The organism is Candidatus Blastococcus massiliensis AP3, assembly GCF_000582785.1.
Taxonomy (GTDB): domain Bacteria; phylum Actinomycetota; class Actinomycetes; order Mycobacteriales; family Geodermatophilaceae; genus Blastococcus; species Blastococcus massiliensis.
Map to the genome: position 1 here is coordinate 578,228 of NZ_HG931173.1, position 21,068 is coordinate 599,295.

A 21,068-nucleotide genomic window follows, 5' to 3' on the forward strand; every position below is an offset into this window, starting at 1 on the left:
CGACGGTCTCATCCGGTCGGGGCCGCAGGTCATTTCAGGTCCGCCGTCCGACCCGGCGACGTCCGATCCGGCCGGGATGGCTGCGCAGGCCCCGCCGACCTTCAGGGGGTATGACATGTCCGACCTCTGCTGCGGTAGCGACGACGAGCGCCGCCCGGCCGTCGGCACAACCGGGCGAACGAGCACCAAGACCGCGATCTCGCTCGGGCTCGCGCTGAGCCCAGCAGTCGCCGACGCGCCGCCCGGCTCGGAAGGCTGCGCGGACGGCTGTGCCTGTTGCGGCCCGACAGCGACGCGGCCAGGAGACACGCGGGTGCCCCCCGCGCAGGGCGGGGACGGCTGCGGGGACCCCACCTGCTCGGCGCCGGCACCGGGCGGCGATGAGCAGGCGGAAGCGACCACGCTGTGGCGGTCGCGTTCGGCGCAGCTGGCGGGCCTCGCCGGGTTGCTGTGGCTGTCCGCTCAGCTTCTCGCATGGGTGACCGACGACGGGGCCGCCGCTACGGCGTCGACGGTGCTGGCGGCAGGTGCAGTGCTCAGCGGCGGTGCAACTTTCGTGCCCGGCACTGTCCGCGCGCTACGGCGTGGCCGGCTCGGCGTGGGCACGCTGATGACCGTGGCGATGGTCGGGGCGATCGCGCTGGGTGCCATCGGCGAGGCCGCGATGCTGGCGTTCCTGTTCTCCATGGCCGAGGCGCTGGAGGACTATGCGGTAGCCCGGACCCGCCGCGGGCTGCGCGCACTGTTGGACCTGGTTCCGCCCCGAGCGACGGTGGTGCGCGCCGGGGTCGAGTTCGATGTCGATCCGGCCGAACTCGTGGCCGGTGACGTGCTGGTGGTCAAGCCCGGTGAGCGGCTGGCCACCGACGGGCTCGTGCAGACCGGGCGCTCCGCAGTCGACACCTCGGCCGTCACCGGGGAATCGGTGCCGGCCGAGGTGGGCCCCGGTGACGAAGTATTCGCCGCCTGCATCAACGGCGGCGGCGTTCTGCAGGTGGTGGTCACCGCCGGGGTGGCAGACAACTCCTTGGCCCGCGTCGTGCACATCGTCGAGGAGGCCCAGGAGCGCAAAGGCGCCGCGCAACGTCTGGCCGCCCGCATCGCCCGGCCGCTCGTGCCTGCCATCTTCGTCGTCGCGACCGCGATCGCCGTCCTCGGCAGCATCCTGGGCGACCCCCAGGTGTGGATCGAACGCGCTCTGGTGGTGCTGGTTGCTGCCTCACCGTGCGCTTTCGCGATCGCGGTCCCGGTCACGGTCGTCGCCGCCATCGGCGCGGCTACCCGCGCCGGCGTGCTCATCAAGGGTGGGGCAGCGCTGGAGGCCCTCGGCGGAGTGCGCGCCGTGGCGCTGGACAAGACCGGGACGCTGACCCGCAACCGGCCTGCCGTGGTCGCCATCGAAGCTCTGCCCGGGTACGACCAGCGTCGGGTCCTCACTGTGGCGGTGGCGCTGGAAGCGCGGAGCGAGCATCCCCTGGCCGGAGCCGTGCTGGCCGCCTGGCCGGCGGACGAGCCTGCAGTCGAGCCCGCTGCGGACACCCAGGCGCTGGCTGGCAAGGGCGTCACCGGCTCCATCGACGGACGATCGGCACGCCTGGGCAAGCCCGGCTACATCGACCCCGGACCGCTCGCCGCGGTCGTGACTGCCCACCAGGACGCCGGAGCCACGGTGGTGCTCGTGGAGCTCGACGGTCGTCTGCTGGGAGCGCTCGCTATCCGCGACGAGCTCCGTCCCGAAGCTGCCGAGGCCGTCCGTGCACTGCACCGGCTGGGCATCAGCACCAGCATGCTCACCGGGGACAATGGCCGCACCGCCGCGCAACTAGCCACCGCCGCTGGGATCGAGCAGGTGCACGCCGAGCTTCGTCCTGAAGACAAGGCCACCCTCGTGGAGCAGTTGGGCCGCCACGGCAGGGTCGCGATGGTCGGCGACGGCATCAACGATGCACCCGCGCTGGCCACTGCCGACGTGGGCATCGCCATGGGCGCCATGGGCACCGACGTGGCGATCGAGACCGCCGACGTTGCGCTCATGGGCGAGGACTTGCGCCAGTTGCCCCGGACGCTCGCGCACGCCCGTCGGGCGCGGCGAATCATGCTGCAGAGCCTGCTGCTGTCGGCGGCGATCCTGGTCGTACTCATCCCGCTGGCCGCCTTCGGCGTCCTCGGACTTGGCACTGTCATCGTCACGCACGAACTTGCGGAGGTCCTCGTCATCGCCAACGGCGTACGCGCCGGCCGGCCGCAGGCCTACCGGCGGCCACTTGCCCACGCGTTGGCGCCGACCACCGCCTACGTCACCCAGCGGCAGCCCGCCAGTAACGGAGTTCCCCAGTGATCGCTCGACCCGGCACGTCAGCTGCACTGCTGCCCGCGCGCCATGACGTACTGAGCAGAACATGGCTGGCGACGGCGGTAGCAGCCCGGTGAGCGGCGGACATTCCCACGGGCACGACCACGGAGGGACCGCGGGGAACGCCGCAGGTCACCGTCGCAGGCTCGCGATCGTCCTGGCTCTCACCTCCACCGTCCTCGTGGTCGAGGTGATCGGTGCACTCATCTCGGGCAGCCTGGCGCTCCTGGCAGACGCCGCACACATGCTCACCGACGCTGCCGGGCTGGCGATCGCGCTCATTGCCGCAACTCTGGCGATGCGCCCCGCCACAGCGAAGCGCACGTGGGGCTACCGCCGCGCGGAGGTCCTCGGCGCCACGCTGCAGGCGGCGGCGCTGTTCGCCGTGGGCACGTACGTCCTCATCGAAGGCGTCAGACGACTCTTCGAGCCCGCGGAGATCGCTACGACACCGGTCCTCGTCTTCGGCGTCGTCGGCCTCGTCGCCAACGCGATTGGCATCGTCATCCTGACCAGGGGCGGACGCAGCTCGAACGTCAACATGCGGGCGGCGTTCCTCGAGGTACTGAACGACACCCTTGGCTCGGTGGCCGTCATCCTCTCCGCCATCGTGATCGTGCTGACCGGATGGCAGCAGGCGGACGCCGTCGCCTCCTTGCTCATCGCCGTGCTGATCATCCCGCGGACGATCAAGCTGCTGCGGGAGACCATTTCGGTGCTGCTCGAGAGCACGCCGCCGGGGCTGGACCTCGTCGACGTCCGTGGTCACCTGCTGGGTGTTCGGCACGTGCTGGACGTACACGACCTGCACGCTTCGCAGATCACCAGCGAGCTGCCCGTGCTGACGGCGCACGTGGTGGTCGAGGACTCCTGCTTCCAGGACGGGCACGCGCCGCAGGTGTTGGACCAATTGCAGGCGTGCCTGGCCGAGCACTTCGACGTGAGCATCGCGCACTCGACGTTCCAGCTGGAGACCCCGGCGCACGCCTCACACGAGCTTGCGGCGCACGACTGAGCGTGACCTCGTGAAGCTGTGGTCACCCTCGCGCCCTTCGGGGAACAACGCGACGTCTTCCCCGTTGACGCGACACCGGCACGCATCAACGGCAGTACACCTGCCGCCGTTCATGCCAATTGCCGAAACGTCGGGGTCGCGCGAGGTGTAGAGCTCGGTTGGCGAGACATCGGCTCTACCAGAAAGGGCGCCGCGCAACTGCGATCACAAGACCGCATCGCTGCCGTAGGAGACGGGCACCTGCTCGGCCGCAGCCGCGGTCGCGTCGACAACGGGCGGGGGCGTGGGGGTGCGCGCCAGCCCGACGGCGAGCCCGATGGTGGCGGCGAAGAGGACCACTTCGACGCCGGCCAGTCTCAGGAACGCCCGCGGTTGACCCGCCCGCAGCGCCGGAAGGGCCCGCCGGCGGTGCCATGCGGCCAGCGCCAGCAGTCCCACGAAGGCGACGATCTTCGCCAGCAGCACGATCCCGTAGCCGGTGTCGACCACCTGGCCGAGGCTGGAGAAGCGCGTGAAGGCGGTGGCGGCGCCGCTGCCGGCGACGACCACGGCCAACGGTGCGGCGAGGCGGCTGAACCGTTCGACCGCGGTGGTCCGCGCCGGGCCGGTGAGCCTAGCGGCGAGCATCAGCGCCAGCAGGCCACCGGCCCACAGCACGACGCCGAGCACGTGCACAGCGACGGCGGTGACGGCGAGGTCGTGGTCGGCCTCGTCGGCGGAGTGCGAGGTGAAGGCCGGCGGAACAGTCGCGGCCAGGGCTACGAGGAGCAGCACCCGCGCCCCGGCCGGGCGCCACACGGTTCGGGCGAAGATAGCCACGACGGCGGCGAGGGCGGCGACCACGACCAGGTCCCGCCCCTGCTCGACGCTTTCGACGAAGCTCCAGACGCTGCGCAGCGAGATCGCCGAGAACCCCGTGCCGAGGAAGTCGGCCAGCAGCACCGGCAGAGAAGCCAGCGAGGCCAGGCCCCACGCGACTGCACCCCAGCCGGCCAGCCGCACCCACCGGTAGCCGACCGTACTCAGAACCGTGTCTCCCGGCACGAGAACCACGGCTCCGAACAGGCAGCCCACGGTCAGTACCGCTGAAGCGTCGGCGATCAGCCGCAGGGCGGGGACCAGCCAGGCGACAACCGCCGGCGGGGCCGGAATGCCGGGGACCGAGACGACGGCGGCCGCGCCGCCGGCCCACAGCGTGAGCGCACAGACCGCGATGGCCACCAGCGCGGAACCGAGGACCAGGAGGCCTCGGCGCACCGTCGCCGGCGGCGAGGAGCTCTCGTCCACCCGCGGCTCAGCCACCGGTGTCGCTGCGCCGGCGCAGCGCGAGCCACGTGGCCACGATGAACAGCAGGCCCACCGCGGCGAGGAGCAACCACAGGCCCCAGCTGCTGTCTGCGTCGCTGTCGACGGCCGGGGAGACCGCGCTCGCCGTGTCCGGGCTGGGAGCGGGCGTGGTCGCCAGAGTCGGCTGAGCCGGGGCCGTCTCCGTCGCCGCACCGCCGGAGCCCGTCAGGGTGAAGGTGAGCTGGCCGGACACGGGGTGGCCGTCATCAGAGACGACCCGGTAGGCCACCACGTAAGCGCCGTCACCGCTCGTGCTGACCGGCTGTGACACGACCGCACCGTCGATGGCGGCCTCCCCGGAGGTGACCGACTCCCCATCCGGGCCGGTGACAGCCACCTGGGCGAACTCCGAAGCGACCGCCGAGGAGAACGTGAGGCTGATCGCGTCCGGAGCGACGGTCAGCGTCTGCCCGTCAGCCGGCGTCGAGGACTGCAAGCCGGTGTGGGCCGCAGCCGGACCGCCGCTGAGGACGAGCAGTAGCGAGGCGAGGACCGTCGCAGCGGCTAGAACGAGACTGCGTGGAACAGACGACACCATGGGGGCCTCAGTAGCGTTTCGGATAGGAGCGGGCTGAGCGTGAACGTGATCTGGCGAGTGGAAGCGGTCTGGCTACCTGCGTCCGTGACGTCAGGCTGACGTGACGGTCATCGTCCCGATCTGGCCCAGAGCGACATGGAACGAACACTCGAACTGGTAGTCGCCCAGCTGGTCCACGGGGAACTCCATCGTGTCGCTTTCGCCCGGTGCCAGGATGGGAATCTCTTCGGCGATCTCGGCCGGCCCGACGCCGGGCGTGAACCGGAAGTTGTGCGTCAACTCCTTCGCCTCGCTGATGAGGGAGAGCCGCACCCGCCCGGTGGTCACCGTGAACGCGGCAGGGTAGAAGTCGTAGTCGTCGCGCACCAGCACTGTGACCTCCTGGGTCCCGTCCGGGGCGATGGAGACCGTTCCGTCGACCGCCACGTCAGCCGGCGCGTCGTCGGACGACTCGTCCGGGTCCGAGCCGCAGGCGGACAACGCCATGGCGCCCACCCCCGCCAGACCGGTCAGCAGCACCGTTCGCCGGCTCACGATCAACTCAGCCATTGGTCACTGCCACCCCGGTCGCTGTCACGGGATGTTGCAGATGTCGCTCAGCGCGGCACACACGGCGGGGTAGCCGGCGATGAGCAGCGGCGCTACGACGACGGTCAGTGCACCGACGACAGCAACGCGGTACCGCCACGGATTCAGCGGCGGCTCCGGGGACAGGAGGCGTGAGACACGAAGAACCGCCGCATCCTGAGCCATCGCCAGGGCAGCAGCAGGTGCCTTCATCTCGGCAAGGCTCACGATGGCCGAGGCCAGGTTGACCCGGTCGACCCGCTGCAGCGCCGCGTCGTCCGCCAGCAGCTCGATCAGCTGCCGGGTCTCCCGGGTGGCCACCTGGAACAAGCGGACACGAGGGAAAGCGCGCGCCAGGATCTGCGACAGCGCCACAGCCAGGTTGTGGCGGCCACGGAGGTGAGCCGCCTCGTGGGCCAGCACCCCATCCAACTCACAGCTGGACAGATTGCTCAGCGCTCCCCGTGTGACCACGATCTGCGCCGACCGTCCCGGCAGGCAGAAGGCGGCAGGGGCGGGCGTCTCGATGACGGAGATGCCCAAGCCGGCGTCCGTCTCGGTGATGAGGCTGAGAGAACGGCGTAGCTGACGGCGACTCCACCAGCCACCGCCCAGAACGCGCACTCCACAGATCAGCACCCACATCGGGAGCGCACCGGCCAGAAAGGCACCGAAAAGCTTCCCCGGCAGCAACTCCGACTCGCCATAGGCGTCCGCGACACTCATGGCACAGGCGTGCACGACTGCGCCGAGATCGCCGGCAAGCGCCGTGATCGGGATCAACAGGGTGACGCCGGCGAGGACGACCGTGATCACCGCGCTGATGGTCAGAGCCTGCCAGGTGAAGATCGCCACGCGCGGTGCCTGCCGGGTCCAGGGCGCCGATGCCAGCCGCGGACCCACCAGGAGGATCGCGGCCGCCACGCAGAGCAGACTCAGGCTGGCGATCATGGTCCGCCGCCCTCAGCCTGCTGACCGCGCCGGCGCGCGCTCTCCACTGCCGACCTGAGCTGGGTGACGCTGTCGGAATCCAGGTCGGCGACGAAGTGCATGAGCACCTCCTGCCGATCTGCGGACTCCGCCAGCACGTCTTGAAGCAGGGCCGCTGCGTGCTGGGCCTGCGTGCGCACTGGCCGGTACAGCCACGCCCGGCCGCTCATCTCACGGGTCACCTGACCCTTGCGGTGCAGGTTGTCCATCACCGTCATCACGGTCGTGTAGGCGAGTTTGCGGGACGTGCTGAGCGAGGCCAGCACATCTCGGACGGTCGCAGGCTCCGCTCGCTCCCACAGATCCCGCATGATCGCCGCCTCAAGTTCTCCGAACGGTCGCATGGACCCACTTCCTCTCGCCGCGACTCCGCCGAAGCACCGTGACGGCCGCACGCAGGGGACGCGCCCCTCGTCGACCCCTTCTACGATCCTACTTAGGAGATACCTCTACGATTCAGCTTAGAAGATCGATCAGCTCGCCGGGCGCAGCCCCAGCTGATCGTCGGCCCCCGCCTCCGTGAAAGTGAGCCGCGACGATGACGATCGCCCCAGCCCCGATCGTTTCCCGGCCAAGTCTGGCTCCGCCACCGACCAAGGGGTCGCGACTGACCAGCCTGCTGCGAACCACCGACCACAAGACCATCGGCCTGATGTACATGGTCGCGTCGTTCGGGTTCTTCATGATCGGTGGCCTGATGGCCATGTTGATGCGCGGCGAGCTAGCCCTTCCGGGCCTTCAGTTCACTTCCCCCGAGCAGTACAACCAGCTGTTCACCATGCACGGCACCATCATGCTGCTGATGTTCGCGACGCCACTTTTCTTCGCGTTCGCAAACCTGATCATGCCGCTGCAGATCGGTGCCCCCGACGTAGCGTTCCCACGGCTGAACGCGCTGTCGTTCTGGTTGTTCCTCTTCGGCAGCCTGATCGTGGTCTCCAGCGTCGCCACCCCCGGCGGGGCCCCGGACTTCGGCTGGACAGCCTATGCACCGCTGTCGAGCGAGCTGCACTCCCCGGGCGTGGGCGGTGACCTGTGGATCACCGGCCTGGCGGTCAGCGGTCTCGGCACGATCCTGGGTGCGGTCAATTTCATCACCACGATCGTGAGCCTCCGCGCCCCCGGCATGACGATGTTCCGGATGCCGATCTTCGTCTGGAATACGCTGGTCACCAGCATCATGATCCTGCTGGCCTTCCCGATCCTGACCGCGGCGCTACTCGCCTTGCTCGCCGATCGCAACCTCGGGTCCCTCATCTTCTCGGCCGAGAACGGCGGGCCGATGCTCTGGCAGCACCTGTTCTGGTTCTTCGGCCACCCCGAGGTCTACATCATCGCGCTGCCGTTCTTCGGCATCGTCACCGAGATCATCCCGGTCTTCGCCCGCAAGCCGCTGTTCGGCTACAAGGGCATGGTCGGGGCGACTCTGGCCATCGGCTTCCTCGCCCTCGCCGTCTGGGCGCACCACATGTATGCCACCGGCGCGGTGCTGCTGCCCTTCTTCGCCTTCCTCACCTACCTGATCGCGGTACCCACCGGGCTGAAGTTCTTCAACTGGATCGGCACCATGTGGCGGGGTCAGATGACCTACGAGACGCCGATGCTGTTCTCCATCGGTTTCATGGTGACCTTCCTGCTCGGTGGTCTGACCGGTGTGCTGCTGGCCTCCCCGCCGCTGGACTGGCAGGTGCACGACTCCTACTTCGTCGTGGCGCACTTCCACTACGTCGTCTTCGGCACCGTGGTGTTCGCCGCCTACGCCGGTATCTATTTCTGGTTCCCCAAGATGTGCGGCCGGATGATGGACGAGCGACTGGGCAAGCTGCAGTTCTGGATGACCTTCGTCGGCTTCCACGGCACGTTCCTCGTGCAGCACTGGCTGGGCAACCAGGGCATGCCGCGCCGATATGCCGACTATCTGCCCACTGATGGGTTCACCACGCTGAACATGATTTCCACAATCTTCAGCTTTGTGCTCGGCGCCTCGGTGATCCCGTTCATCTACAACGTGGTGCGGTCCTGGAAGTACGGAAAGCTCGCCCTGCGCGACGACCCGTGGGGTTACGGCAACTCGTTGGAGTGGGCGACGTCGTCCCCGCCGCCGCGGCACAACTTCGTGGAGCTTCCGCGGATCCGCTCCGAGCGCCCCGCGTTCGAGGCGCACTACCCGCACCTGGTCGAGCGGCTGCAGGACGAGGCGCACGCGGGCAAGCGCCACGCCCCCTACGTCAGCGAGCTCATCCCAGGCACGGGAAAGCGTCAAGGCCCGAACGACCCTGACGTCACCTGAGCCACTGGGAGGAACGACACCGACCATTCGCCGGCGCCCCGGTCCGCCTGTCTCGCCCCGGGTTCAGTGGAGACTCGGAACTGACGCGGCGACGGTAGTCGCCACGGGGTTGTGCCGGTAGAACTGGTCCTCGTGCTCGGCCGGTGGGATCAGGCCGATCTCGCCGTGTAGGCGTCGGTGGTTGAACCAGTCGACGTATTCGGCGACGGCGATCTCAAGGTCGTCGATGCCCTTCCAGGGGCCGCGGTTGCGCACCAGCTCGGCTTTGAACAGCGAGTTGAACGCCTCAGCCAGCGCGTTGTCATAGGAGTCGCCGGTCGAGCCGACCGACGCGACCGCGCCGGCCTCGGCGAGGCGCTGGGTGTAGCGCACCGCGACGTACTGCACGCCCTTGTCCGAGTGGTGAATGAGGCCGCCGAGGTCCCGGCCGGTCCGCCGGCGGGTCCAGATGCCCATCTCCAGCGCGTCCAGCGCGAGGTCGGTGCGCAGCGAGCGGGACAGCTGCCAACCGACCACCCGGCGGGAGTAGACGTCGATGACGAAGGCGGCGTAGACCCAGCCGGAGAACGTCCGGCAGTAGGTGATGTCGGCAACCCACAACTGGTCCGGGCCGGTCGCGGTGAACGCCCGATCGACCAGGTCCGGGCGGGTGTCCGGGCCGGAGCCGGGCACGGTGGTGCGCGGGCCCTTGGCCCGCGTGATGCCGCGCAGGCCGGCGGAGCGCATCAGTCGCTCGACGGTGCAGCGAGCCACGGCGTGGCCCTGTCGACGTACTTCGGCATGGACCTTGCGGGCGCCGTAGACGCCGTAGTTGTCGGCGTGGACCTTCTCGATCACCGCGGTGGTTGCGGCGTCGGTGACCGCCCGCGCCGACGGCGGCCGGGTGCGGTGGGCGTAGTAGGTGCTCGGGGCGATCTTCGCGCCGGCCTCGGTGAGGACGCGGCAGATCGGCTCGACCCCGTGTTCGAGCTTGTGCTGATCGATGTAGTCGACGATCAGCGGGAGGGGCGGTCGAGCTCCGCCGCGAAGAAAGCCGACGCGCTCTTCAGGATCGCGTTCGCCCGGCGCAGCTCCCGGTTCTCCCGTTCGAGCTCGGCCAGCCGAGTGGCGTCATCGGTCGTTGTCCCGGGCCGGTGCCCCTCGTCGACCTCGGCCTGGATGACCCAGTTGCGCAGCGTCTCGGGGTTGATGCCCAGCTGCTCGGCGATCCGCTTCAACGCTCCAGTCCGAGTGGCCGGGTCACGCCGGGCGTCGACCGCCAGCCGGATCGCCCGCTCCCGCAGCTCGTCGGGGTACTTCCTCGGTGCCGCCATGACTCTCATCCTCACGTGGATTGAGAGCCTCCATCAAACCCGGGGCGAGACAGCCTTTCGAGACGGGGTGGGTCGCTGCAGGCCCACCCCGCCCGCTCGACCCGCTGCACGGGCATTGACTGCGTCCGCCCCGTGGCGCCTGCTGTTGACCCCTCGGTAGCGCCTCGGCAAACCCGTGGCGTAGGCGGTCAAGCCTCGAACAGAGTCCTTCCCCACCAGTCGTCGGCATCGCGAGCTCCCGGCGGGCAGGCGAACACGGCGGAGGACCTGTGCTGGATGAACCGGTTGAGCGCATCCGCGGCAAGGTTTCGCTGCACCTGCACGAAGCCGGTATCCGGGTTGCGCTGGTAGGCAATGAAGAAGAGGCCGGCATCGAGACGGCCGGAATCGTCTGTGCCGTCCACGAAGCTGTACCCACGCCGCAACATGGCCGTTCCTGAATTGGTGGGATGAGACAGGAATACATGCGAGTTATGCGGGATGGCCGGACCATCGCCCCTGACGGCGCCGAAGTCGGTCGGGTCGAATTCCTTTCGCTGACCCAGCGGCGCGCCCGCGGTCTTCGTGCGTCCGATCACCGCCTCCTGGTGGGGTGCGGGCACCTGGTCCCAGTCCTCGATCAGCATGCGGATCCGACGGGTGACCAGATAGGAACCGCCGGCCAGCCAAGCGACGTCGTCCTCCCCCACCCATACGAACTGCTCGAGTGCGCTGCCGTTCTCGGCCTTGAGGTTGGCCGTGCCGTCCTTGAAGCCGAGGAGGTTGCGCGGCGTCGCCTGCGCCGTACTGGTGGATGACGTGCGGCCGAACCCGAGTTGGGTCCAGCGCACACGCACCACCCCGACGCCCAGGCGCACCAGGCTGCGCACGGCGTGCACCGCCACCTGGGGGTCGTTGGCGCACGCCTGGACGCACAGGTCCCCCCCGCTGATGGAGGGATCGAGCGCGTCGCCTGGGAACACTGGTAGCTCGACCAGGGATTTCGGGCGACGAGCCGCCAGTTCGAAGCGGTCGACTCCATCGCCCGTCATGAACAGCGTCGGTCCGAATCCGACGGTCAGCGTGAGGCCGGACGGCGGTAGTCCCTGCGCCTCACCACTGTCGTCCGGGCCGACGATCTCACCGGCGGTCAGTCGCCGGGCGGCCGCCGTCCACGACGCCAGCATTGCCACGAGCGCCTCACGGCTGTCGGTGACGACGTCGAACGCGACGAAGTGGAGCCGGTCCTGCGCCGGCGTCACGATCCCCGCCTGGTGAGTACCCGTGAACTCGACCGGCGTGGGAGACTCCCGCGCTGTCGACGGCGACACGACGGGCGACGGCGGCCTCGCGGCGGTCGTGCGACCTACTACTCCCCCGACTGCCCCGGACGCCAGGACGCCCGCGGTCCCGAGCCCCGCCATGCCGAAGAGCTTTCGACGGGACAGGCCGCGCTCCTGCCTCTCCGCCGGTCGGTCCGCCGGCGGCGACTCGTCAGTCACGACAGGATCCGCGGAGCTTCGCACGTTGAAAACTGAAGGGCGCACACCACGGCCAGGCTACTATCCGACATAGGAGTCTGGTCCGCTCGGCACCCAGACTTAAGGCGGGCTGATGATCGGGTCGGGCAACGCCGAGGCCAGTTTGGCAATCGCGACAATCCGCGACCGCGGATTCGTGCGGTGACCTGCGTTGCGGGCTGCGACACGCCGCGGCCCGCTCTCGGCCCAACCAGAGAGGAACGCCGGCAGCGAGCCGTGCCGGCGTGCCGCATCGACGGCTACTACCTTGACTAGTCGTGACGTCTACGCACTCCAGGACGATGGGACCCACTTGTTCCGGCAACACTTGGGCCTACCTCGACGCTGACCTGCGGACCGGTGCACGACAGCGGGAGACCTGATGATGGATGGAATGTCGCAGGTGCAGTCACGCATCGCCGAGATTCAGGCGCAGCTCGCGCCACTGGGTGCGCGACCGCGCGCGACCGCGGCCGACTGGATGTCCGCTGCGACCGCTGCCGGTCTGGTGGACGCCTCACGGCCGCCGGCTGTGGCCACGAGTTCGCCTGCCGGCGCGACCGATGCGGCGCCGATGGTCGCCGGAACGGACCGCGAGTCCGCCATCACGGGAAAGGCGCTCCAGTATCTCGGAGTGCCCTACCTATGGGGCGGCACCGACCCCTCGAAGGGTCTCGACTGCTCCGGATTCACACAGTTGGTCTACAAGAGTCAGGGCGTAGACCTCCCCCGCGTCTCCTCTCAGCAGGCGACCGCTGGACGAGCTGTCCCGTCGATGGCGGAGGCCCGCCCGGGGGATCTGCTGTTCTTCGACTACTCGCCCGAGAGGCCAGGTATCGACCACGTGGGGATCTTCATGGGTGACGGCAAGATGATTGCCGCGCCACAACCCGGCGAGGTCGTCAAGATCCAGTCGGTGGGCGATCCCACCGTGATTCGCCGGGTGCTCTCGTAGGCAGTCGCCTCGAGCGAGGAGACAGCTTCGTCGGACGGCGCTGACAGCAGGTCCCGCCTCTGCTCGCTGGCGCAAGTCTGCTCACCTCGCCGAGACGCTTCTGGTCGATGAAGACGGCCCACCGCTGCATCCCGCCACACCGACTGCGTGCACTTCGGCTCTGCGCTCCAGCGATCCCGCCCGCAAGTCGCATCGAACCGATGGACCGCATCGGTGCCGTCTGCGCGGCTCGCCGTCGGTAGCTGATGACCCGTCGCTCCTATCTACTAAAGCGCATCGTAATCTATCGGCGGTCGGCACTCCCACCAGCGCTCGACCACGCCGTCGGCCACGGTCCGCATGGACCGCGGCGCGCGCAGGCAGCCTGCAAGAAGGAGCCGCAGTGAGTTGGTGCTCGAGCGTCCGGACGAGTTCAACGACCCCTCTTCAAGGCACGGGTACAGCGAGGACGGCATGACCGACCTGCAGACCCAGCCCGACCGAGCATCGGTCGCCGCCCATCAGAACTCGGTGCTGCGCCGACCTGGACGGTGGCTGGTGCGCCGCTGGCGGTGGTTGACCAGCATGCGGACGGCGGTGGTGCTGCTGTTCCTGCTGGCGCTGGCGGCTGTGCCCGGCTCGCTGTTCCCGCAGCGGTCGTTGACCCCCAGCGCGGTGGCCCGGTACTTCCGAGAAAATCCCGACCTGGCGCCTGTCCTCGACAGGTTGTGGATGTTCGACGTCTTCGCCAGCCCGTGGTTCTCGGCGATCTACCTCCTGCTCTTCATCTCGCTCATCGGCTGCCTGGTCCCGCGCTGCACCGAGCACCTGCGGGCCCTACGGGCCGAGCCGCCGCCCGTACCTCGGCATCTGCACCGGCTCCCGGTTCACACGGAGAACACGGTGTCACTGCCCTCGGAGACGGTGGCTGAGCAGCTCGAGGCCGATCTGCGATCGGCGCGGTTCCGGGTGTCCCGACGCAGCATCCCCGGTGGTGTGGAGATATCGGCCGAGCGCGGTCGGGTGAAGGAAACCGGCAACCTCGTCTTTCACGTCTCGCTCTTGGCCCTGCTCGTCGCGCTGGCCGGCGGCAAGTTGTGGGGCTACGAAGGCAGCATCCTGGTTACCGAGGGAGACGGCTTCTGCAACTCCTTCCAGCAGTACGACCGGTATGTCGCAGGGCCGTTGGTGGATCCGGACGGCCTGACGCCGCTCTGCTTCGACCTGGAGGATTTCCGCGCCACGTACGAGCCGAACGGCACGCCGGCCTCCTTCACCGCCGACATCGGGGTGCAGGCAGAGCCGGGAGCGGCCACGGAGCAGACGACGATCGGGGTCAACGACCCGTTCCGCTCCGACGGGGACCGTCTGTACGTGACGGGGCACGGCTTCACACCCCTTTTCACAGTGACGCTGCCGGGCGGTCAGGTCTTCGAGCAGCTGTCGGCACCGTTCCTGCCCCGGGACAGCACGACGTTCGCCAGCGAGGGGGTCGTGAAGTTGCCGGATCTCGGTGACGGCTCCGGTGACGGGTTCGCCCTCGAGGGCTTCTTCGCTCCGACCGGCCTGATCCAGGGCGGCGTCCTGACCTCGGTGGATGCGCGGCCGCTCAACCCGCAGGTCGCCATCGTCGGCTATCGCGGCTACCTGGGGCTGGACAGCGGTGCGCCACAGTCGGTCTTCACGCTGGACCAACGACAGATCGACGTCGGTGCGCTGAACCAGATCGGGGAGGCGAACTTGGACATCGGCGAGAGCGCAGAGTTCGAAGACGGCACCGTCGTCCGCTTCGACGGGTTCCGTGAGTTCGCGGCCCTGCAGGTGTCGCACGATCCGGGGCAGGTCGCTGTCCTCATCAGCGCCATCACCATGCTGCTCGGACTTCTGGTCACACTGCTGGTGCGCCGGGAGCGGGTCTTCGCTCGAATTGCCAGCTCGCAGGTGTCGAGCTCTGTCGACGACCGGTCGACGACGGTGTCGATGGCGGGACTCGCACTGGGTGGGAACGGTGACATCCGCGAACGACTCCACGGACTCACCAGCAGCCTGCTCGGTGACAGCCAGCCGGGACAACACCACGGCCGTTGAACCGCGAGGCCGTCCGCCCTCCCATCCCGCGCCTTAGCAGCAGAAGCGGGACTCCGGGCTCACGGAGGTCGTCCACCGGAGGCGTCGTGAGCACGCCACTGACGTCGTCGTCTGTGCCGGGACGCCATCAGCCGCCCACCGTCACGTCGTTGAACGGAAGGCGCGGCTCCATCCACGGGAAGACGACGAACAGCAGCAGCGCGCAGACCACAAGCACCAAGGCCAGCGCGGTCACCGCCCTGGTCGCCGTGCCACCGGGCAGGTGACGCCACATCCAGAGGTACATGCGGGTCCTCTCAGCTCTCGCGCAGGGCCGGCGGGCCGTCGGGCATCTCGGTCTTGGTCAGGCCGTCGCCCTCCAGCCCGGCGTGGATGATCAGCCGCTGCCGCGCGGAGTACTTCGGATGGCACGTGGTCAGCGTCAGATATGCCCCGCTCGGTGGACCGTCCTCGGCTCCATTGGGCGTCGGCGAGATCACTTCGATGTCGGACGGACGGACGATCTGTTGGCCGGGAATCCCGCTCGGGTCGGTGGTGAAGTCGCCCGTCACAGGGTCCCCGAGTACCCGATAGACGAACCAGCGGTCGGCCGTCTCGATGACGATGGGGTCACCCGGACGCAGCCGGTCAAGATCCAGGAACGGCGACCCTTGGCCGACCCGGTGACCCGCGAGCGCCACGTTGCCCTGCTCGCCCGGCAACGCCGTCCCCTCGTAGTGGCCCGGCCCCTGCGCCAGCTGCTCCTCGGCGGTGCCCTCGAGCACGACCTGCTCGTAGTCAGCACCCAGCCTTGGGATGTGCAGAACGGCGAACGCGTCGCCCAGGATGCTGACGCGCGGCGCCGGACGGGCTTCTGCCTCCGCCGTCCATCCCTGACGCAGATCCCTCTTCAGCTGGTCCTGCCTGCGGTCAGTGAGCACGTCGGTCACGAACAGCTCGTAGACGACGAATAGAAGCACCACGAGGCCCCCGGTCACCAGGACCTCTCCGATCGAACGGGCAACGGTGCGCCATCGAGACTGAGCGCTAGTGGATTGCGTGCCGTGCACTCAGTGCTCCTAGGTCGGATGCCATGTAATCGAATCGCGTTGTGAGGCTGCTGGAACGACGAGGCGGGATGCCCAAGACGTAGAAGAACGAGCCGCTTGTCCGCGTACCTGGCGGCCCGCCGACATCCCCCTGCACAACATCCACTACGACGGATAGTAGTAGCCGAGCTGTTCAACGCGTTGGATCTCGATGCCCCGGGCGGGAGCGCGTCGTCGCGGCGTGGTCCCCCGACGATCCTGCGAGACGCGATCCCGTCCCCGGACACCACGCCGTCGGGATCTCTGTCGCCGCCCACCACACACCCATCGCACCGCCGGCCGGTCGCCTCACACGGCGGGGCACCGTTGCCGCTCCGCCTGCAACGCCGGCGTCACCGGAATCACGCTGCCGCCGACCGCCCTGGTCAGCTGGCTCGGTTGGTCCACCGACGGCGGAAGAGGATCTCAGCGGTTCTGGGTGGAAGATCTTCTTCGACCTCGGCGTCGTGGTTGGCCAGGATGCGAGCGACGTATGCATCGGCTTCGGCCCGGTTGTCCAGGGCATCGCAGGCGGCGACCAGGTCGAGCAGCGGCACGTCCTCGTAACTGCCGGCTCTCAAGGCCACCTTGGCGGCGGCCGCAGCGAGCTCGGGCTCGCCGGCGGCAAGGTGGTGCGTCGCGACGGTGTGCGCCACGTCAACGATCATGGCGGCGTACTCGTGGTCCAGCCGGGAGTTTTCCTCGACCAGCCAGCTGTAGCCGCCGGGCGCACCCTGCCGCGACGTGGGCAGGTCGAACGGCTGCCCGGTGACCATGTCGAGAGCGGCCTGTAGGTCTGCTATCCCGTCGACACCGCGGGCCAGCCCGCGGACTCGCAGTCGACGGAACAGCTCGGCGTCGATGAGGACATCGTCGATGCGGTAGCGGCCAACTCCGCCTGCGGTGACCCCTGACGGGAGGTAGTCCGCGCCGGTCACGGGGTTGGTGCCCAGCCATGCGCGCACGATCGAGATCGACTGCCGCACCTTGGTCTTGCCGACGACATCGGGCTCGTTCGGCCAGATCGCGGTGGCGTAGCGCTCGCTGGTCACGCTGCCGGGCCGGGTGGCCAGGTAGGCGATGATCTCGGTGTAGAACTGCCGCCGCGGGTTGCGCTCGGGCAGCGTGCCCTGCGCCCGCACTTCGACCGGTCCGAGCAGGGTCAACTTCGGCCGTGGACACGACGGGTCAGCCCAGTCGGCGAGGTCGGCGTCCAGGGCGGGATCGGCAGCCTCGACCTCGTGGCGGATGCCCACGTCGGTAGCGGGAGCCAGTGCCTGCAGATCCTGCTCGGTGGTCGCGGCGCGGTCCAGATAGGTCTGCTCGGACAGCGGTAACACCGAGTTGGTCATCCACGGCGAGGTGTCTGCCAGGCCGGACACCGGGCCGACGTCCGCTCCGGCCGTACCCGACGGCTGCAGCCGCGCGGCGCGGGACAGGTCGACTCGAAGGCCACCGCAGGCGTCGGCGTGCTCGTCCCAAGGCTTGTCCCCGTGGGCCGGTGGCATCGGCCGGTCGTCGGTGACGGCCGCCAGCGCGAGCACCTCGGCCAGCTGCGCGGCCTCGTCGGCCGGGATCTGCTGCGCAATCACCTCTAGGCCCAGCGCCGGGATGCGGAGTATCCCGGCCACATCGATCGTCAGCTGCCATCGGGCGGCGTCCCCGAGGGCCGGGTCGTCGATGAGCACCAACGCTACCGCGCCGCGGCCGCGCTGCTGCTGGATCGCAGCCATCAGTCGTTCCAGCCCGGCGTCGTCCTTGGCCACGTCCGGGGCGATGAGCAGCACGTGGGGCGCCCACGCATCGCCGGCCACATCACGCAACCGGCCCGACAGCACGTCGACGTCGGCGACATGCATGGCGTCGGTGACCGACTCGAGCTGGCCGCCGAGCACCGCGATCGCCTTCTCGACGTCGTCGGTGTAGGTCAGCCGCTCGGGATTGATCTGGGCCAACTCCTGGCCGAAGCCGACCAGGGTCACCTGCAGCATCTCCGACCACGTGTTGTGCGCCAGCTCGGCAGCGAGGAACCGGGCCAGGTTGAGGCAGCGTTCGACGTCCCCGGACAGGGACAGGGTTGCGACCCGTTCCAGGTCGACCAGCCAGCGCTCGCCCTCAGCCGTGTAGCCCACCGACGCGAGCATGGGGAACGGTGCAAAGAAGTAGGCCCGCTGCTGCTCGTCGTAGGTCAGCGGGTCGTCGCGCCGGATCGACCAGCGCGTGCCAACCGGGTCCACCGTCCACGGCTCCGGGGCCTCCAAGGCCGGCTCGGTGAGTACCAGAGTCAGGACGTCGTCGGTCATGCAGACCGCCACCACGTCGGGCAGGCGAGCACCGTCGACCCTCGCCAATGCCTGCACCAGGGCCCGCAGCGTCTGGTCCAGCCAGGTGACGTCCGCACTGCCGACACTGCCGGCCACCTGCAGTGCTCGTTCGACGTGCAGCAGCTCTGGTGGTGTGCTGCCGATCGTGCGGCCGGGACGTCGCTGCCGGAACTGACTGCGGCGGTAGCGCAGCAGCGCGGTCAACGAGGCCCCGGCCAGCAGCAGCCCCCCACCGGCAGCGAAGGCGATCGTCGGCAGTTCCGAGGTGCTCCCCGTCGGGGTCTCGTGAGGCTTCGCGGACGACGGCTCGACGCTGTTCGGGGCAGCCGTGGGAGACGAGGTGGGGGCGTTGGTCGCCGGACCCGGCGCGGGCGGAGGCGGCGCATCGGTGCCCGGCGGGGTCGGGTCAGCGGCAGGCGCGGTGCTCGGGGCTGGCGCCGATGGCGGTGCCGGCTCGCTCGTGGGCGGTGCCGACTCGTCTGGAGGCTGCCCGGGTGCGCCGGGCGCGGGCGTCGCGGGACTGGTTGCGTCCGGGATGCTCAGCGTCCACCCCGGTCGGATCAGCGACGGGTCGGTGAAGGTGGCGCCTCCGGGTTGGGTGCGTCCGCGGTTGAGCTCCCAGGCTTGGTGCCAACTGTGCCCATTGCCGGTGATCTCCTCGGTGAGGTCCCACAGGGTGTCACCGGATTCCACCGTGACGTCCTCTACAGTCATCGCGGTGGTCGGGGCTGAGCCAATCGGCGGCAGGCCGACCGCGTCGGGCGGCAGGACCAGCACCGTGCCCGTGAAGATTTCGTTGTCCGGACCGACTGCGGTCGGGTTGAGCCTGGCGATCTCCGGATACCGCAACGGGTCCCCGAGATGCCGCTCGGCCAATGCCCACAGGGTGTCCCGGCGCTGCACCTGGTAGGTCGCGGTCTCAGCCGGGGGCGCTTGCTCGTCCGGCATCGAGTACGTGACCGGCGCCTGCTCCGTGAAGAGCGGGCTGGCGTACTCCACCGAGGGCGGGACGGCGGTGGATGTGGCCGCGACCGGCAGTGGCGGCGCCGTGGTGATGGATGCGGGACCGCCGGCGGCCAGTGGAGCGACAGTAAAGCCGACCGCGACGGCGGCGACCAGGGCGGCGGCCGGCCGCTGGAAGATCCCGAGCCCGGGCAGCGCCCGAACCGGCCGCGCGCGGGCGAACGCCACGACCTCCGCCACTGTCGCGACGGTGAACAGTGCCCAGCACACCCACACGCCGGCCGCGAGGACGAGTCCGACGAGCTGCCCGTCGTCGCGAGACGTCAAGAGGGCGCCGATCTCGTCCAGCGACGGCAGGCTGTCCGGAACCAAGTGCAGCACCGCCATCAGCACAGGTACGCCGACGACGACGGCGAGCAGCGCCACGAGGGCACCCACGGCCTTGAGCAGGCGGGCGGCGTGGCCCGTCACGACAGGCCCTCACCGGAGGTGACCCCGACCAGCAGCTGTGCGGTGTGCGCGCGAGTCTGGCTGACCGGGATGCCGAGCATGGGTGTCGAGTCGGTGACGGTCACGCTGACCTCGACGATGCCGGGACCGGTGATGATCACCGTGCCGGTCGCGCCGGCTTGGTCGAGGTAGGAGCGGGCCGCGGTCGCCGCCAGTTGCGCGTCGATGCCGCCGCCGGTGGGCACCGGCCCGATGGCAATGCTGGCTGCGCGGGCTGCTTCGGCCGAGTACGTGTCGGCACGGTTGGCGGCCTGGATGGCGGTCCCGGCGTCGACAAGCGCGGTGACCAGGACGCCGACGATGAGCACGATGAAGCAGAACAGCACGGCCACCGACCCGCGGTCGTCCCGGAGCCGGGCGCGGGCGTGCGGGCGGGGTGTCACGACAAGTCCCGAGCTGGGTCGAGCGGGCTGGTGGCGCTGTCGGTAAGAGTCCGCGAGCCGGGCAAGCCGGCGACGCCGACGTCGGACAGGTCGACGGTGCACGACACGGCGACGGTGACCGATGCCGAGGTGCCCGGCGGCGCGGAGAACCCGGAGGTATCGACGCGGACCTGGACGTCGATGCAGTGCAGGCCCTGGCTGGTCAATGCGGCGGTCGCGGTGTCGGTGGCCATCTGCTGAGCTGCGACGGCCGATCGGGCCAGCGAGGCGTCCCGCGCCGCTATCCCGGCTACACCGCTGATGCGGTCGCCGGCCAGCGCGATACGAGCGCCGACCACCAACATGGCCACCAAGAGAAGTCCAATCGGCAGCAGGATCGCCAGCTCCACCGACTCCGAGCCGCGGTCGTCGCGCCACCACCATCGGCGGCGGTTCGTGGCCGGCTGCAGGTCGCGGCTCATGGCGAGTCCGGGGTGGTGAAGCGCTCCTTGCCGCGCACCACGATGACGTCGACGGTCGGGGCGAAGCCGGGCAGCGGGATCACGTTGGGCACGCTGGCGGTGACGTGCACCGAGACCGTGGTGGCGGTGCCGGACTCGGTCACCGAGTAGCCGGTGATCGTGCCGGTACCGAGGCTGTCCAGGTACGTGTCCGCCGCCGCCCGCCCCACTCCCCCGGCCGCCCCGTGAACGCTGGCGGCGCGGGCTCCGGCGTGCGCCGCGGCGTCGGCCGCTTCCCGGGCGAAGTACCACAACGCAAGCTGCGGGCCGGCCAACAACAGCGCGACGATGACGGGGAACAGGATCGCGAACTCGACGCTGGATGAGCCCCGCTCGCTTCTGCGGCCGCGGTCTCGGCGGGAACCTGAGCGCGCCACGGGACCGCGC

General features: G+C 69.5%; 18 protein-coding genes and 1 other annotated feature. Of the genes, 5 read left to right on the forward strand and 13 right to left on the reverse strand.

The window, feature by feature from the left end; translation table 11 throughout:
• Positions 1-313: 313 nt before the first annotated feature.
• Together BN344_RS02810 and BN344_RS02815 are read left to right on the forward strand one after the other, a co-directional pair.
• Positions 314-2,338 carry a heavy metal translocating P-type ATPase gene (locus tag BN344_RS02810; protein WP_081788329.1) on the forward strand — a complete coding sequence of 675 codons (2,025 nt, stop codon included), beginning with the start codon at positions 314-316 and terminating at the stop codon, positions 2,336-2,338.
• A gap of 61 nt (positions 2,339-2,399) precedes the next feature.
• Positions 2,400-3,368 carry a cation diffusion facilitator family transporter gene (locus BN344_RS02815; protein WP_166518177.1) on the forward strand — a complete coding sequence of 323 codons (969 nt, stop codon included), beginning with the start codon at positions 2,400-2,402 and terminating at the stop codon, positions 3,366-3,368.
• Positions 3,369-3,572: 204 nt separating this feature from the next.
• Here BN344_RS02815 and BN344_RS02820 read toward each other — a convergent pair whose 3' ends face one another.
• From BN344_RS02820 to BN344_RS02840, 5 genes are all read right to left on the reverse strand, one after another.
• Entirely contained in the window at positions 3,573-4,670 is a 1,098-nt protein-coding gene (locus tag BN344_RS02820; RefSeq protein WP_137160793.1) for a copper resistance D family protein, read from the reverse strand.
• Positions 4,663-5,151 (reverse strand): copper resistance CopC family protein, encoded by a 489-nt coding sequence (locus tag BN344_RS02825; RefSeq protein WP_166518178.1) that lies wholly within the window; start codon positions 5,149-5,151, stop codon positions 4,663-4,665. Before BN344_RS02825 ends, BN344_RS02820 begins: the two co-directional genes overlap by 8 nt.
• Before the next feature lie 192 nt (positions 5,152-5,343).
• A complete protein-coding gene (locus BN344_RS02830; RefSeq protein ID WP_231486448.1) occupies positions 5,344-5,772 on the reverse strand; it encodes a cupredoxin domain-containing protein in 429 nt (142 codons plus the stop codon).
• 54 nt (positions 5,773-5,826) lie between these two features.
• Positions 5,827-6,771, reverse strand: a complete 945-nt coding sequence (locus BN344_RS02835) for a M56 family metallopeptidase (protein ID WP_051515494.1) — start codon at positions 6,769-6,771, stop codon at positions 5,827-5,829.
• A complete protein-coding gene (locus BN344_RS02840) occupies positions 6,768-7,154 on the reverse strand; it encodes a BlaI/MecI/CopY family transcriptional regulator (RefSeq protein WP_040336907.1) in 387 nt (128 codons plus the stop codon). The genes BN344_RS02835 and BN344_RS02840 overlap by 4 nt, the downstream gene beginning before the upstream one ends.
• Before the next feature lie 194 nt (positions 7,155-7,348).
• Here BN344_RS02840 and ctaD point away from each other — a divergent pair, with 194 nt between their 5' ends.
• Positions 7,349-9,100, forward strand: coding sequence for an aa3-type cytochrome oxidase subunit I (gene ctaD / locus BN344_RS02845; protein ID WP_040336908.1), 1,752 nt, complete (start codon positions 7,349-7,351; stop codon positions 9,098-9,100).
• A 63-nt stretch (positions 9,101-9,163) separates the two neighbouring features.
• Here the strand turns inward: ctaD and BN344_RS02850 are convergent.
• Positions 9,164-10,413 (reverse strand): IS3 family transposase gene (locus tag BN344_RS02850; protein WP_231486449.1). Its coding sequence is split into 2 segments (ribosomal slippage): positions 9,164-10,134 and positions 10,134-10,413, totalling 1,251 coding nucleotides; the frame shifts between segments, so codons are not numbered across the junction.
• Positions 10,007-10,135 (reverse strand) — a sequence feature (AL1L pseudoknot). It overlaps the preceding gene by 129 nt.
• A gap of 188 nt (positions 10,414-10,601) precedes the next feature.
• A complete protein-coding gene (efeB, locus tag BN344_RS02860; RefSeq protein WP_040336911.1) occupies positions 10,602-11,894 on the reverse strand; it encodes an iron uptake transporter deferrochelatase/peroxidase subunit in 1,293 nt (430 codons plus the stop codon).
• 412 nt (positions 11,895-12,306) lie between these two features.
• On the opposite strand from efeB, the gene BN344_RS02865 reads away from it, so the two are divergent.
• Both BN344_RS02865 and resB read left to right on the forward strand, forming a co-directional pair.
• Positions 12,307-12,867 (forward strand): C40 family peptidase, encoded by a 561-nt coding sequence (locus BN344_RS02865; RefSeq protein ID WP_231486450.1) that lies wholly within the window; start codon positions 12,307-12,309, stop codon positions 12,865-12,867.
• Positions 12,868-13,257: 390 nt separating this feature from the next.
• On the forward strand, positions 13,258-14,934 hold the full coding sequence (gene resB / locus BN344_RS02870) for a cytochrome c biogenesis protein ResB (RefSeq protein ID WP_231486451.1): 1,677 nt from the start codon (positions 13,258-13,260) through the stop codon (positions 14,932-14,934).
• 127 nt (positions 14,935-15,061) lie between these two features.
• Here resB and BN344_RS20075 read toward each other — a convergent pair whose 3' ends face one another.
• The 6 genes from BN344_RS20075 to BN344_RS02895 form a co-directional block, all read right to left on the reverse strand.
• Complete coding sequence (locus tag BN344_RS20075; RefSeq protein ID WP_097195608.1) at positions 15,062-15,220, reverse strand: hypothetical protein; 159 nt, start codon at positions 15,218-15,220, stop codon at positions 15,062-15,064.
• Between the two features lie 10 nt (positions 15,221-15,230).
• Positions 15,231-15,983: a class E sortase gene (locus tag BN344_RS02875; protein ID WP_040336912.1), complete on the reverse strand. Its 753-nt coding sequence runs from the start codon at positions 15,981-15,983 to the stop codon at positions 15,231-15,233.
• A gap of 404 nt (positions 15,984-16,387) precedes the next feature.
• The gene (locus BN344_RS02880; RefSeq protein ID WP_040336913.1) at positions 16,388-19,759 is read right to left on the reverse strand and encodes a LysM peptidoglycan-binding domain-containing protein; all 3,372 of its coding nucleotides are present in this window, start codon (positions 19,757-19,759) and stop codon (positions 16,388-16,390) included.
• Positions 19,756-20,181 (reverse strand): hypothetical protein, encoded by a 426-nt coding sequence (locus tag BN344_RS02885; protein WP_051515497.1) that lies wholly within the window; start codon positions 20,179-20,181, stop codon positions 19,756-19,758. The genes BN344_RS02880 and BN344_RS02885 overlap by 4 nt, the downstream gene beginning before the upstream one ends.
• Positions 20,178-20,642, reverse strand: a complete 465-nt coding sequence (locus BN344_RS02890; RefSeq protein ID WP_051515498.1) for a hypothetical protein — start codon at positions 20,640-20,642, stop codon at positions 20,178-20,180. The genes BN344_RS02885 and BN344_RS02890 overlap by 4 nt, the downstream gene beginning before the upstream one ends.
• Positions 20,639-21,058 carry a TadE/TadG family type IV pilus assembly protein gene (locus tag BN344_RS02895; protein WP_040336914.1) on the reverse strand — a complete coding sequence of 140 codons (420 nt, stop codon included), beginning with the start codon at positions 21,056-21,058 and terminating at the stop codon, positions 20,639-20,641. The genes BN344_RS02890 and BN344_RS02895 overlap by 4 nt, the downstream gene beginning before the upstream one ends.
• Positions 21,059-21,068: the final 10 nt, after the last annotated feature.